A 14776-nucleotide genomic window follows, 5' to 3' on the forward strand; every position below is an offset into this window, starting at 1 on the left:
TTTATTATATGCCTAGACGGCATTATACCTTTTTAAATAGCAGTGAGCCATTGGTTCCACCAAAACCAAACGAGTTACATAAAGCATACTCTAGCTTTGCATCACGTGCGGTATGAGGCACATAATCTAAGTCGCACCCTTCATCCGGATTATCCAAATTAATGGTCGGCGCCACTTGCTGATCCACAAGCGATAGTGCGGTAATGATAGACTCAACTGAACCTGCAGCACCTAGCAGATGTCCCATCATAGATTTAGATGAACTCACCATAACTTGTTGTGCCGCAGCACCAAACACAGATTTCACAGCCTGAGTTTCCGCTTTGTCACCTGCGTGTGTCGATGTGCCGTGAGCATTAATATAGCCAACTTGCTGTGCATTAACACCCGCATCATTTAGAGCATTTTGCATTGCTAGCGCAGCACCTGCACCGTCTTCTGGTGGAGATGTCATATGGTAGGCGTCGCCACTCATACCAAACCCAACCAGTTCAGCGTAGATTTTTGCGCCACGAGCCTTTGCGTGTTCATACTCTTCGAGCACCATCACACCTGCACCGTCAGCCAATACAAAACCATCACGGTCTTTATCCCAAGGACGAGAAGCCGCTTGGGGGTCATCATTACGAGATGACAAGGCACGGGCTGCACAGAATCCGCCCATACCAATTGGTGTTGACGCTTTCTCGGCTCCACCTGCGACCATAGCATCAGCATCGCCGTATGCTATCATACGCGCAGCATGACCAATGTTATGTAAACCAGTTGTACACGCAGTAACGATAGAAATATTAGGGCCACGCAAATTGTGCATAATTGAAAGATGACCAGAGATCATATTGATAATGGTCGATGGCACATAAAATGGCGATAATTTTCGAGGGCCACTGTTTAGCAGCTTAATGTGGTTTTCTTCAATTAATGTTAAACCACCAATCCCAGAGCCAACGGCTACGCCGATGCGGTGGGCATTTTCATCAGTCACTTCCAAACCCGAGTCTTGGATTGCTTGCACCCCTGCCGCGATACCATACTGGATAAATAAATCCATTTTTTTGGTTTCTTTTTTAGGCATATACAGGGTTGCATCAAAGTCGTTGACCAGGCCCGCAAATTTGGTTCCGAAAGATGATGTGTCAAAGTGAGTGATGTTTTCGATGCCACTACGGCCATCTAATAAGCCCTGCCAGGTTGACGTTACATCGTTACCCAGCGGCGTCAACATACCCAAGCCAGTTACTACGACTCGACGTTTAGCCACGGTTTCCTCCAAAAAGGGATTATTATTTTATGAGGGGAATAAAAAACTAAGGGCAGCGAGTGCTGCCCTAAGTGTTCGCTAATTACTCAGCGTGAGCAGTAACGTAATCGATCGCTGCTTGAACAGTAGTGATTTTCTCTGCTTCTTCGTCAGGGATCTCAGTATCGAACTCTTCTTCAAGAGCCATAACAAGTTCAACAGTGTCTAGAGAATCAGCACCTAAATCGTCAACAAAAGACGCTTCTGATTTAACTTCTTCTTCTTTAACACCTAGTTGCTCGATAATGATTTTTTTTACGCGTTCTTGAATATCGCTCATTCTTCTTTCCTTTATTAAAACGCATTTGCGTTATTTTCAGATTGCGGCGTAGTTTACGGCGCATAATACTGTGATTCAAGGATTTGCTCAGAATTTTTTGTCTGGTCAAACCTCTTAGCTAATATTTTCTACTTTTATCGCTTATTTTAATAGCAATTTCAAGTATGTTTGCAGCAAGATCACAAAAAATTAAACAACCATTGTGACCTGTACCTGTTTTATACCATGTACATCGCGCCATTTACGTGCAATGTCTCGCCAGATACATACGCAGCTGCATCTGACGCTAAATAACAAACCGCTGCTGCAATTTCTTCTGGCTGACCCAAACGTCCAGCTGGCACATTTGCAAGCGTGGCTGCTTTTTGTTCATCGGTTAACTCGTTGGTCATATCTGTTTGGATAAAACCTGGTGCAATTACGTTAACTGTGATGCCGCGAGAGGCAACTTCACGCGCTAGAGACTTAGAAAAACCAATTACGCCGGCTTTCGCTGCAGCATAGTTGGCTTGCCCAGCATTCCCCATTGTGCCCACAACTGAGCCAATATTAATGATACGACCAGATTTCTTTTTCATCATTGGACGTAATACAGCTTTTGACAAACGATAGATAGAGCTCAGGTTAGTGTCAATAATATCGTCCCACTCACTATCTTTCATGCGCATCAACAAGTTGTCACGAGTAATCCCCGCATTATTAACGAGTACATCGATGTCACCTAAATCGGCTTTGATGGCTTCCAAAGTAGCTGCTATCGAGTCTGCATCGGTCACATTCAGCGCGTAACCTTTACCGTTCGTGCCAAGATAGTCACTGATCTTACCAGCCCCTGACTCACTTGTTGCGGTGCCTGCCACCTTAGCGCCTTGCGCCACCAATGCTTGTGCGACAGCTTTACCTATACCTCGGCTCGCACCTGTCACTAAAACGACCTTACCTTCTAATGAAAATAGTTTACTCATGGTATTTTTCTTCTCTAATTATTTTGCTGCTGATATAGATGCAGTGTCATTAACAGCACTGCACGCAACTGATTTATCAATACGTTTTGCTAACCCAGTGAGTACTTTCCCTGGCCCAAATTCATAAGCCTGAGTGATACCTTGTTTTGCAAGTAATTGTACCGTTTCAGTCCAACGTACAGGGCTGTACAACTGGCGAATAAGTGCATCTTTAATTTCTTGCTCCGTTGCAGCTACGGTAACATCCACATTATTGATAACGTCAAATTTTGCTTCAGCAAAGTTTAAGTTTGCTAAATCCGACGCTAGCTTTTGTGCTGCTGGCTTCATCAATTCACAGTGAGAAGGTACGCTTACAGCAAGTGGCATCGCTCTTTTGGCTCCAGCCTCTTTACAAGCTTCTGAAGCGCGCTCAACAGCTTCCTTATGACCTGCAATCACTACTTGACCAGGAGAATTATAATTAACTGGAGACACAATCTGTTCAGCTGCTGCATTGCGACAAGCAGCTTCAATTGCAGCATCGTCTAAACCAATAATCGCAGCCATTGAACCAACCCCAGCAGGAACCGCCTCTTGCATATATAAGCCACGGTTCTCGACTAATTTAACCGCCTGAGCTAATGACATCACACCAGCACAAACTAAAGCAGAATACTCACCTAAACTGTGACCTGCCATCACGACTTCTTGCTCTTGGTTTTCACTCAACCAGTGGCGATAAATAGCCACACTTGCAGTCAATAATGCAGGTTGCGTACGGTGAGTTTGATTTAACTCTTCTTCTGGACCGTTGGACACCAATGCAGCGAGGTCATAACCCAATGCCTCTGACGCCTCAGCAAACGTGTGTTTTACAATGTCTGAGGACTCTAATAATTCTGACAACATGCCAACGGCTTGTGAGCCTTGGCCTGGAAACAAAAGTGCAATTTTTTGTGACATATTGTGCTCTTCTAGATAATAATTACGCCACGTAAATTCGGTTACGACAACATTGCTATTTGCCGAATGACGATGGCTGATGTTCTGATTTTGCTGCTATCTGTGCAAAAGTTGCTTGAATTTTTTCTGGAATGCGGCGCTCTACTTCTCTGGCAGCTTCCTCAATCGCAGCAAGGAACGCTTTGTTCGTAGCATTTCCATGACTTTTCACTACAATACCCCGCAATCCTACCAGACTTGCGCCGTTATACTGGTCGGGGTTCACCCTTTTATATAGTTTTTTTATCACTGGCCGTAAAGCGAATGCTAATATCCGGTAAAAAGCGTGCTTTTTAAGCGCTTTTGTAAACTTATGCATAATAAGTTTGGCAATTCCCTCGCAGGTTTTTAAAGCAACATTACCAACAAACCCCTCACATACGATCACATCAGCCTTGCCGGAGAACATATCACTGCCTTCACAGTAGCCTTGGTAGTTGATATGTTCGGTGCTTTTCATCATTTTGGCGGCTTGCTTAATGCCTTCATGACCTTTGATGTCTTCTGAACCAATATTTAGTAAGCAAACTTTTGGACGTTCAATAGATAATGCTTGGCCCGCAACAATGGAGCCCATAATGCCGAATTGAAATAGGGTTTCTGCGTCGCAATGAACGTTCGCTCCAAGATCGAGCAAATAAACTGGTTGTTTCTTTTCAGTGGGTACAGAAGAAATTAAGGCTGGCCGCTTAATACCTGGTAGCATTTTTAATACATAATGCGCCATAAAGAACAATGCACCAGTATTACCTGAGCTTACGCAAGCTTGCGCTTCGCCACCTTTAACTAGGTCCAATGCAATACGCATTGAAGACGCTTTTTTATTCCGTAAAGCTAAAGCGGGTTCACAGCCATTGGTAACAACTTCAGGACAATGTTTTATGATCAGACGAGGATGGTTAAGTGAATCTAACTTCGATAAGCCATCTCGGATAACGACTTCGTTACCACAAAGGAGTAGCATTAAGTTGGGATGCTTGTTGACAGCATTGACTGCTGCAGGGATAGATGAACGGGGGCCGTAATCGCCCCCCATCATATCTAACGCTATGGTTAGATGAGTCAGCATAAAGCAATCTCTTATTTAGAAATTACTTTAACGCCTTTGTAGTAACCATCTGCAGTCACGTGGTGACGACGGTGAGTCTCACCTGAAACTTGATCTACAGTTAAAGCTGGTCCACTGATTGCATCGTGTGAACGACGCATGCCACGACGAGCGCGAGACTTTTTGCTTTTTTGTACTGCCATTAGCCTTCTCCTAAGAATCTTTCTTAAGTTGTTTTAAAATTTCAAATGGATTTGGTTTGTTCTCTTGCGACTCTATTTTTCCGAAGCTGGCAGGCTCGTCAGAATAGGCGCATGATGCTTCGTTGTGTGTAGGAACAATTGGAATAGCTAAAATCAATTCGTCTTCAATAAGTTGACGAAGATTGATTTCACCTTCTTCATTTAGCTCCACCACATCGTAGCATTCGGGAAGATCATCCGACTCTGTACCCAATCCAACAGGAGAATAAGCAAAGTCTTGTACCAAATCCAACCCTAATTCATCATTACATCGCTGACAAATAACAGTAAGGTGTGCGCGAATACTTCCGCTAACAACAACTAACCCTTGATCATCATTTTTGCAATGAATGTTTACCGCTATTTCACCTGATTGATCTTGTACAACTTGCTCTAAACGAGAAAGTTCTTCAAGCTGAACAACTCCGTCATAACTTAAACGACGCTGAGCGGCTCTACAAGGATCAAGGGTGATGGGAATTTTCACCTTTTGCATAGGGGCTGCATCATATAGATAGTTAGTAGCTTAGTCAAAATAAAAATCAAACTTTCCTTTGTTTTTCGCGTTATTGCGCCCTATCCTACCGACATTGTTAAATTGACCCGTGAGTATTTATGAAAATACCCCTTATTCTAGCCTCTAGTTCTCCATTTAGGCAGTCTATTTTAAAAAAACTCAACTTACCCTTTAACAGCTTCTCTCCCGATATTGATGAATCACCAATCGGTGACGAGTCTGCTGAGCAACTGGTATTGCGACTCAGTGAACTAAAAGCCAAAAGCGCGCAGCTGCATTTTAAAAAAGGCCTAGTAATTGGATCTGATCAGGTGGCTCTGCATAACAACATGATTTTAGGCAAACCCCACAATAGAGAAAACGCTATCAAACAATTATGTCGTTTTAGTGGCGATAAAGTTACATTTTTAACGGGGCTTTGCTTATATGATATTGAATCTGATAAAGCTACAACTATCGTAGAGCCATTTCACGTGCACTTTAAAATATTAACCAAGGCGCAAATTGAAGCTTATTGCGATGCAGAAGAGCCCTATCAGTGTGCGGGTAGTTTTAAGAGCGAAGGGTTGGGAATTTGCTTATTTGAGAAGCTTGAAGGAGACGACCCTAATAGTTTGATCGGTCTCCCTTTAATACGTCTAAATCAATTATTCGCAGAACACGGTTTCGATGTTTTGAGCTTGCAGCCTAAGCGCTAACTGAGCATAGTCCTCACAAATAGTCAGTGCACAGCTTTGCTCAAGCTGTGCGATACTAGCTGCACCACAACTCATGGCTATGGCATCAATGCCTGCGTTGTATGCCATTTTCATATCTAGTAATGAGTCGCCTATCATTAGCGCATCTTGTGGCTCAACATCAAGTTCGGCTAAAATTTGCTGGATCATATCTGGGTTAGGTTTAGATTTAGCATCATCCGCCGTGCGAGTCGTCACAAAGCAGTCACCTAACCCAGTTTTTGCAAACATATTCTCTAGTCCTGCGCGACCTTTCCCTGTTGCTACAGCTAACAGTACCCCTTGCGCTTTTAAGCTGCGAAGGTAGTCTTGTGCACCGTCAAAAAGTGGTGTCTCTGTATTATCACCATACTTATATTGATGCTGATACGCTTGTGCAAGTGAAGGCCAATGCTCATTGTCATGTGGAAACAAGGTTGCAACCGCAGTATCAAGCGATAATCCAATAATTGCAGCGGCCCTCTCATCACTGGGAACAGTCACCCCAACACTCTTTGCTGCAAGTTTCAACGTGTTGACTATTTTCGGCACAGAATCCATTATGGTTCCATCCCAATCGAAAATAACTAACTTATATTGCATCTACTCTCCCTTTAGGGTCTTTAAACAGTTTATCAGTGCCTTATCCAATGGCGCCTCAACATGTACCGTTGTTTCTGTTTTAGGGTGTAAAAAACGCAAATCATGCGCGTGGAGAAACAACCTGTTTAAGCCTCGTTGTCTCATTTTTGCATCAAATACTTGATCACCATACTTATCATCACAGGCAATTGGATGTCCCTTACACTGAGTGTGAACACGGATTTGGTGAGTGCGTCCGGTCACCGGAGATGCCTGCACTAAAGTACAACCATCAAAGCGTTCTAACACTCTAAAACGAGTGTGTGACTGCTTACCTTGCTCCTCATCCACCCGCACTACTCGCTCGCCTGATTGCAATGTATTTTTGCGTAGCGGCTCGGTGACATTTTTAATCTTTGCAGCCCACTCGCCGCTGACCAATGCCCAGTAGTTTTTTTCCATGGTTTTTTCGCGCAACTGCTCATGAAGCCCCTTCAAAATTGAGCGGCGTTTCGAAATTAATAAACAACCTGACGTGTCTCTGTCCAAACGATGCACTAATTCTAAGCTCTTTTCATCTGGCCTGAGCACGCGCAGAGCTTCAATCAAACCATAGCTTAAGCCACTCCCCCCATGCACCGCCATTCCTGATGGCTTATTTATAACTATCAGATATTTATCTTCAAAAATTATGGCATCTTCCAGTGCCGATATTTTGTCTAAATTGCGTGGTACGAACTCCTCACGTTCAGCTGTTTTGATTGGCGGAATACGCACCTGATCGTCAATTTGTAATCGATACACCGGTTTTACGCGCTTTTTATTGACCCGTACTTCGCCTTTGCGCAAAATTTTATATACAGCACTCTTTGGTACACCTTTTAAATGGGTAAGCAAAAAGTTATCAATCCTTTGACCCTCTTGATCTTCGGTAATTGTAACGAAGCTAACTTTTAAACCGGACTTTTCTGACATTGCCTAATCACTGATTTGAGTAATAATTTAGTTGCTATCACGAGGGTATTAGTGGGATAATCGGCTCGAAATTTTGCGAAACCGCTTTTTTAATCGCAAAATACTAATCGTGAAGCACATCATGGGTGTCAGATCATACAGATTGAAGCTGGGATTTCCAAAGCTTTTGTCACACCCGAGAAAACACGTGCGTTTAACCCCTTACGATGCGCGTAATAGATCGTAAGTGAGATTGAGCACGATTAAAAATAGAAAAAGCAAGAAATAAATATATTTGTCTGATAGTTAGCAACGCCGAGCCATTTAGCCCGTGCGAAAACCAAATGCAAATGCATAGCCCAATACAGAGCAGAGTTTGGCAAAATCCAAATCTGGTATTGCAAGGCAGGTTACTGTGAAATGTTCTTATTTTCCCCAGTCGTGAGACTGCATTAAAACCTATAGAACACTAAATTGGCTCCCGCTGAAACAGTCAGGCTCGACTAAATTTGAAAGTAGAGTAACAATATGAAACGTATGCTGATCAATGCCACGCAGCAAGAAGAAATGCGCGTAGCACTGGTTGACGGCCAAAGGCTATACGATCTTGATATCGAAAGCCCAGGTCACGAACAGAAAAAAGCCAATATATACAAGGGTAAAATTACCCGTATCGAACCCTCTTTAGAAGCCGCCTTTGTTGATTATGGTGCAGAGCGCCACGGTTTCCTTCCTCTTAAAGAAATTGCCAAAACATACTTCCCTAACGGTTATACCTTCAATGGTCGTCCGAATATAAAGGACGTTATTAGAGAAGGTCAGGAAGTCATCGTTCAGGTTGATAAAGAAGAACGTGGTCAAAAAGGTGCTGCATTAACGACCTTTATCAGCGTCGCTGGCAGTTATTTGGTATTGATGCCAAACAACCCTCGAGCTGGCGGTATTTCTCGTCGAATTGAGGGAGATGAGCGTATTGAGCTTAAAGAAGCCTTGAGCCGATTAGAATTACCTAAAGGCATGGGGCTTATTGTACGCACTGCCGGTGTAGGCAAATCGTATGAAGAGCTCGAATACGACCTTAAAGCCCTGCTAGTTCACTGGCAAGCTATTCAAGAAGCCGCGAACAGCGGTAAAGCACCTTTCTTAATCCATCAGGAAAGTAATGTTATTTTCCGCGCTATCCGCGATTATTTACGTCGTGATATCGGAGAAATTCTTATTGATAAAGCACGAGTGTTTGAAGAAGCAAAAGCTCATATCGAACGCTTTAGACCCGATTTTATGAGTCGCGTTAAGCTTTATCAAAATGATGTGCCTCTATTCACGCATTATCAAATAGAAAGTCAGATCGAATCCGCTTTCCAACGCGAAGTGAGACTACCTTCAGGTGGCTCAATTGTAATTGACCCAACCGAAGCACTAACGTCTATCGACATCAACTCCTCTAAAGCAACCAAAGGTGGAGATATCGAAGAGACCGCACTAAACACCAACTTGGAGGCGGCAGATGAAATTGCTCGCCAATTACGTTTGCGCGACTTAGGTGGTTTGATCGTTATCGACTTCATCGATATGACCCCCCCACGCCACCAGCGAGAAGTTGAAAACCGCTTAAAAGATGCGGTTCGCCCTGATCGTGCGCGTGTTCAAATCGGTAAGATTTCACGTTTCGGTTTGTTAGAAATGTCACGACAGCGTTTGCGTCCAAGCCTAGGTGAAGCAAGTCAGCATTCATGTCCTCGTTGTAGCGGTCAAGGAACTATTCGCTCGAATGAGTCCATTGCTCTTTCAATTTTACGCTTGATAGAAGAAGAAGCTATTAAAGACAATACCGCCCAAGTCAATGCGCAAGTGCCTGTGGCTGTCGGAGCATTTCTCCTAAACGAAAAGCGTAAGTCTGTACATCGTATCGAAAAACGTCACAACTGTGATGTGGTGATCATTCCAAATCAACATATGGAAACGCCACATTATGAAGTATTACGCCTGCGTAAAGACGAAACGTCACAAGCGGCAAGCTATGAGCAAATAACTGTACCAGAGCCAGAGTCACTAGACGTTTCTCGTACAATAGCTGTTGTAAAAGAAGAGCCTGTGCTTAAAGGTGTTGTGATGCCTACAGCTCCAGCGCCGGCACCAGTTACTGAAAAGCCAGCTAAACCCGTTGCTACCAAGTCTGAACCTGGGCTACTGACAAGAATTGGTAATTGGTTGAAAGGCTTGTTTAGCCCTGCTTCTGAAGAAAAAGAAACAGAAAAAGAGCAGAAAAAGCCATCTACACATAAGCCTCGCCGTGACAATGACAACCGTCGTCGTGGTCAAAACCGTCGCCGTAGTAATACGAAGAAAAGAGACGAGCAAGCGCCAAGTGGTAATACTGAGCAGGAAACTCGCAGTTCAGATAACCGTTCAGCAAATGACAACCGCGAGAAAGGCGAAGGTCGCAATAAGCGCCGTCGTCAGAATCAGCGCAAGCGTAATGACTCCAATAAGCCTGACTCGCAAAGTAGTAGCGAGCCGCTAAAGGTTGCGAACACTGAAGCTCCTCAAAACGCTGAAGTAGAAACTAAAGAGGTCAAGGTTAAGCCTCGCCGTCAACGTCGCAACTTACGTAAAAAAGTGCGCTTAGACGACCAAGTTGATACTACCAATACCGCTAAAGACGAATCAGCAGTTACAGCACAAGATGCAAAAGCGCTAGAGAAAACGCCTGCTCAAACAGAACCTTCGCAGCCTGAGGTAAATACTTCACAGGCAGACGACTCTGTGGTTCAAAATACTAAAGAACTGGATAAATCAGTTGAAGTAAGCGAACCTGCTGAGCAAGTAGCAAAAGATGAAGAATCGAAAGATGACGCACCAAGAACGCGCTCTCGTCGCTCTCCTCGTCACCTTCGTGCCGCAGGTCAACGTCGTCGTAAACCTGAAGGCGATAAGGAAAATGAACCTGCATTTATACCCGTTGCTGACCAAGCTGCAGCTGAGTATGAAGCCCAATTGAAGGCACAAGAACAACAGACATCAACACAGCATACAGATGTAGCTATTACTTCTGAAACAGAAGTGGATGCAAAACAACAAGCTGATCATGATGCTGTACCAACTGAGGTTACCTCAACTAGTGAAGTAACAGAACAACAGAATCCTGAAACGCAGGACTCTGAAATTGTTTCCGATACTGGTGAAGTGACTGAATCAATAGCTAATGCACATGATGCTGTAGACTCGGATGTTAAAACGCCAACCGCTGAAGCTATCTCAGATAAAGCTGAGTCGAATGTTGAAACACCAACTGCGAAAGCTGTTGCAGATAAAGCAGAAACGGATGTTGAAACACCAACCGCTGAAGCTGTTGAAGATAAAGCAGAAACCGATGCTGAGGCACCAACTGCGGAAGCTGTTGTAGATAAAGCAGAAACCGATGCTGAGGCACCAACTGCGGAAGCTGTTGTTGATAAAGCAGAAACGGCTGTTGAAGCTCAGCCTGCTAAATCAGATACTGACGCTGATGCACAAGCCGGCACGCAAAACGTTGAACATGCTTCAGAAGCTGTGGAAGCAGAAGCTGCTGTTGTTAACGCTGAACAGTCGGAGCTGAGTCAAAGTGCTAAAGCCCAAGAGAAACCTCGAGTACGTTATACTAATAACGCGAGCTCTCCAATGACCAAAGCAAGCAGTGTTGATGAAGCTCTTGAGGTTATCACCCCTTCAGCCATGCCACATGAAGCACGCGAAGTTGTGGCTAACTCTGGTATGTCTGCGGGTTCAAAAGCACCATCAGGCAAAGCAAGCTCAGCAATGGCTTCAACTATGACGAGTACTCCAACGGCGTCATCTGAAGTTCAAGCGAGCCACGCCGAATAGTAATATTCAAAAACGAAAAAGGCCGCGAATGCGGCCTTTTTACTTTATAAAGTGGTGATATGCTCTAGTTAATATCAACCCTGTTTTAATTCACTAGCCTGGTTATTCAAATAGCTAACTCTGTTACCTAAACCGCAACATAGCAGTTTCGCTTTACATTGATTTACAGTAGACACATACAGCTATTGCATTGATTTACAAAATATTTTATTCACTCACCTCAGAAATTTCGATGATATCCGGTACGGATACCAAGTTTTCATTATTGCTATAGTTATAATACTTTATTCTTTAGTGTAAAATTCCAACAAAATGAAGCTTTATGGAATGAAGTGCTTTTAATGTTCGCACTTACCTCAACATGGATTACTCCCTGAAGTCATTAATACACACCTTTGGTTACTTTTTCTTAGATATAAGATAGGAATAATTTAGTTATGTTTGATCATTTGAATACAAACAAAAAACTTGTTTGTATCGCTGTGGCTATGTCACTACTTAGCGCTTGCGGTGGCGGGGAATCTGGCTCAGCAACCCCAACACCTGATACCGAAACAGGTAAGAATACAGAGGTTTCGGAAATTACTTTTCCTCTTCGGGGTGTCGCAGTAAAAGGGCCGCTGCAATTTGCAGATGTAAAAATATATCAGTTTGACAAACTCGCACCAAATGGTCTTGGTAAATTGTTAGGCACCGCCGAGACAGATGCCACAACAAACATTAGAAACCTATCTTTAAAAGGTGAACTACAAGACTTTTTTGTCATCGAATATTCTGCCAATGAAAGAACTGTAGATATCACTTCAGGTAAAAAGCCTGTTTTTGATACCCTACGTGGTATCTTTAGTGCCGCACAAATCAAAGCAAAACAACCATTATACGCAACCCCCTTATCCACATTAACAGTTAAGCTGGCACTAAGTAAAACAATCTCTGGTTTGGGTACTTCACAGGCCATTAATGATGCCGAAAATGAAATAAAATCTCTATTCTCATTCGGTATGGACCAGAATGTTAGTCTTTTAACTACACCTCCACTTTTAACAGATGCAACCGTGGAAAGCATTCAACAGCAGAACGCTTGGTACGTGCGAACTGTCAATGAGATAAATGCAGCTTTAGTGCATCAATTACGCCTAGCTATTGCGGACAATCAACTCTCTGTTGACCGCTTGCTTGATGAACTTGTTTCTGATCTAAAAGATGGTAAGTTAGATGCTCAATCAGATACTGATAGCCTTCCATACAACAAAGACAATATTTCGGTATTACTAACGCCAATTCACACACTAAATATACCGGGCACTGAGCTACAGCTAATGCCGCAACTGGCCCGTGTCATGGCAGAAGAAACAACCGTTACCGGGAATAGTACTTTGGATACATCGGCGATGACTAACCCAGAACTGATGCTACGTCATTCAAATATCTTAATGAGTACAGATATTGATGGCGATGGTATCAACAATGCTAACGATCTAGACAATGACAACGACGGTATCATTGATGATGCTGACGCAGATGATGATAATGATAGCTATAATGACACACTTGATGCTTTCCCATTAGATCCAACTGAATGGTTAGATACAGACTCAGATGGGCTAGGTAACAATACTGATTTAGATGATGACAACGATGGTGTTGCTGACGAACTAGACGCATTTCCTCTCGATCCTTCAGAGTGGCTAGATACCGATAATGATAACATCGGAAACAATTCTGATACAGATGACGATAACGATGGTTATGAAGATGCTGCTGATGCATTCCCGTTGGACCCAGCAGAGTGGCTTGACACAGATGCTGATGGGACTGGTAATAATGCAGATACGGATGATGACAACGATGGTGTTGCTGACGAACTAGACGCATTTCCACTTGATGCTTCTGAATCACATGACGCGGACAGTGATGGAATTGGTGATAACCAAGATCTTGACGACGACAATGATGGCACGCCAGATACGCAAGACCACATTCTGTTAAATGGTGCACAGAGTAGTTATCTTACTGGGGAGCTTATTAATCTAAGAATTAAGGGGTTTGGAGATAATTTTGAGGTATTGTCAGCAAATGACGGTTGGCATTTACAATACTTTACCTATGATCAAGCTTCTCCTAATTCATACCTAACTAAATATATTGATAATGGTTACTACAACGGGGTATTTGACTACAATGCGATGGAATGGGTAGTTTCTTTTCCAGCTGTTGAATATTCAGGCAGTTTCCAAACAAAAGTTTCAGTGTATTGCTCAAAAGAAAATGGCATATGCGGTGATCATCATAATTCTGATGGCTGGCAACAATATATATCTTATACCGTAGAGTGCGCTTCTGGAGGAACTTGTGAATATGAGCCAGATCCAGAACCTGGCGTCAACCTCACTAATCAAACCACTGAAACCTCTTACGCTTCATCTTTAATTACACGTCGTAATGGAGATTTACTCGCACTATACACATCAGGTTTTGGTTACAGTCGCGTAGTAATGAGTACTTCAACAGACAACGGTCAAACATGGTCTGCTGGCCCATCGCCAGCATCTCCACAGAACACATCCAGTAGTGGTGGTTTCTTGTTTGAAGACTCAAGCAACAACCTATTTCTGACCACCAGCTGTAATGTCGCATCGATATGTGTATTTAAGTATGAATATAATAACTGGTCTGCACTTTCGGAGATCGATTTATCTGGATACACAACATGCGAAACTATCGAAGGGTGTATGATCAATACATTTGAACCACGGTCGATGGTTCAACTTCCCAGTGGTAAGTATGTTTTGAGTTATATAGCCGCTCCAGGTGATGACTATCGACAGACCAATGTTTACGTTAGAACGTCTTATGATCTGAGAAGTTGGACTGACGAAAAGTTAGTGGGTGGTTACGAAGGCTCTGACAGCAGAGCACGAACAATACTATTGCCAGATAGCAGAGTACTCATGACCTATTACTCTAGTGACCTTCAGGCAATTATTGTTTCTATTTCAAGTGATGGAGAGCTTTTTTCTGAGATTCAAAGACTTCCGTCTAATGCTCCGTCTAGCCCTTCATTGATTGAGCATAACGGTGTTATAAGATTGTTTTATACAAATTACGATGTTATCTATATGCGTAAATTTAATGACAATGATCAGTTCTCTGATGGTGAGAATATTAAAAATATAGATTCTTTTGCACCACTAATAACTGAGCTTTCAGACGAAACACTTGGTATCATATACAGTAAAAGTCTAAACGAGCAAGTAGATGTTTTTTATGAAAACATTGGCAAACTAGAGAACTAGACCTCAAAAAAACCGGGCAATTAGCCCG

The 14776-nt window shown here is 43.0% G+C and carries 12 protein-coding genes; 3 read left to right on the forward strand and 9 right to left on the reverse strand.

Annotation, left to right across the window (positions count from 1 at the left end; translation table 11 throughout):
• Positions 1-22 precede the first annotated feature (22 nt).
• The 7 genes from fabF to yceD form a co-directional block, all read right to left on the reverse strand.
• Positions 23-1261: a beta-ketoacyl-ACP synthase II gene (gene fabF, locus BIW53_RS05505; protein WP_070990864.1), complete on the reverse strand. Its 1239-nt coding sequence runs from the start codon at positions 1259-1261 to the stop codon at positions 23-25.
• 82 nt (positions 1262-1343) lie between these two features.
• On the reverse strand, positions 1344-1580 hold the full coding sequence (gene acpP / locus BIW53_RS05510; RefSeq protein WP_070985135.1) for an acyl carrier protein: 237 nt from the start codon (positions 1578-1580) through the stop codon (positions 1344-1346).
• Positions 1581-1798: 218 nt separating this feature from the next.
• On the reverse strand, positions 1799-2545 hold the full coding sequence (gene fabG, locus BIW53_RS05515) for a 3-oxoacyl-ACP reductase FabG (protein WP_070990865.1): 747 nt from the start codon (positions 2543-2545) through the stop codon (positions 1799-1801).
• An 18-nt stretch (positions 2546-2563) separates the two neighbouring features.
• Positions 2564-3490, reverse strand: a complete 927-nt coding sequence (fabD, locus tag BIW53_RS05520) for an ACP S-malonyltransferase (protein WP_070990866.1) — start codon at positions 3488-3490, stop codon at positions 2564-2566.
• Positions 3491-3545: 55 nt separating this feature from the next.
• Positions 3546-4598 (reverse strand): phosphate acyltransferase PlsX, encoded by a 1053-nt coding sequence (gene plsX / locus BIW53_RS05525; protein ID WP_070990867.1) that lies wholly within the window; start codon positions 4596-4598, stop codon positions 3546-3548.
• 11 nt (positions 4599-4609) lie between these two features.
• Positions 4610-4780: a 50S ribosomal protein L32 gene (gene rpmF, locus BIW53_RS05530; RefSeq protein WP_010374010.1), complete on the reverse strand. Its 171-nt coding sequence runs from the start codon at positions 4778-4780 to the stop codon at positions 4610-4612.
• Between the two features lie 10 nt (positions 4781-4790).
• The gene (gene yceD, locus BIW53_RS05535) at positions 4791-5315 is read right to left on the reverse strand and encodes a 23S rRNA accumulation protein YceD (RefSeq protein ID WP_070990868.1); all 525 of its coding nucleotides are present in this window, start codon (positions 5313-5315) and stop codon (positions 4791-4793) included.
• 119 nt (positions 5316-5434) lie between these two features.
• Between yceD and BIW53_RS05540 the strand changes: the two genes are divergently transcribed.
• The gene (locus tag BIW53_RS05540; RefSeq protein WP_070990869.1) at positions 5435-6034 is read left to right on the forward strand and encodes a Maf family protein; all 600 of its coding nucleotides are present in this window, start codon (positions 5435-5437) and stop codon (positions 6032-6034) included.
• On the opposite strand, the gene BIW53_RS05545 is transcribed toward BIW53_RS05540, so the two are convergent.
• Together BIW53_RS05545 and rluC are read right to left on the reverse strand one after the other, a co-directional pair.
• Positions 5984-6655: an HAD-IIIA family hydrolase gene (locus BIW53_RS05545; RefSeq protein WP_070990870.1), complete on the reverse strand. Its 672-nt coding sequence runs from the start codon at positions 6653-6655 to the stop codon at positions 5984-5986. The genes BIW53_RS05540 and BIW53_RS05545 overlap by 51 nt on opposite strands.
• Complete coding sequence (gene rluC, locus BIW53_RS05550; RefSeq protein ID WP_070990871.1) at positions 6656-7609, reverse strand: 23S rRNA pseudouridine(955/2504/2580) synthase RluC; 954 nt, start codon at positions 7607-7609, stop codon at positions 6656-6658.
• A 507-nt stretch (positions 7610-8116) separates the two neighbouring features.
• Between rluC and rne the strand changes: the two genes are divergently transcribed.
• Complete coding sequence (gene rne, locus BIW53_RS05555; RefSeq protein WP_070990872.1) at positions 8117-11452, forward strand: ribonuclease E; 3336 nt, start codon at positions 8117-8119, stop codon at positions 11450-11452.
• Positions 11453-11889: 437 nt separating this feature from the next.
• On the forward strand, positions 11890-14748 hold the full coding sequence (locus BIW53_RS05560; RefSeq protein WP_070990873.1) for a sialidase family protein: 2859 nt from the start codon (positions 11890-11892) through the stop codon (positions 14746-14748).
• The last annotated feature ends 28 nt before the right edge of the window (positions 14749-14776 follow it).

This window comes from Pseudoalteromonas byunsanensis (assembly GCF_001854475.1).
Lineage (GTDB): Bacteria > Pseudomonadota > Gammaproteobacteria > Enterobacterales > Alteromonadaceae > Pseudoalteromonas > Pseudoalteromonas byunsanensis.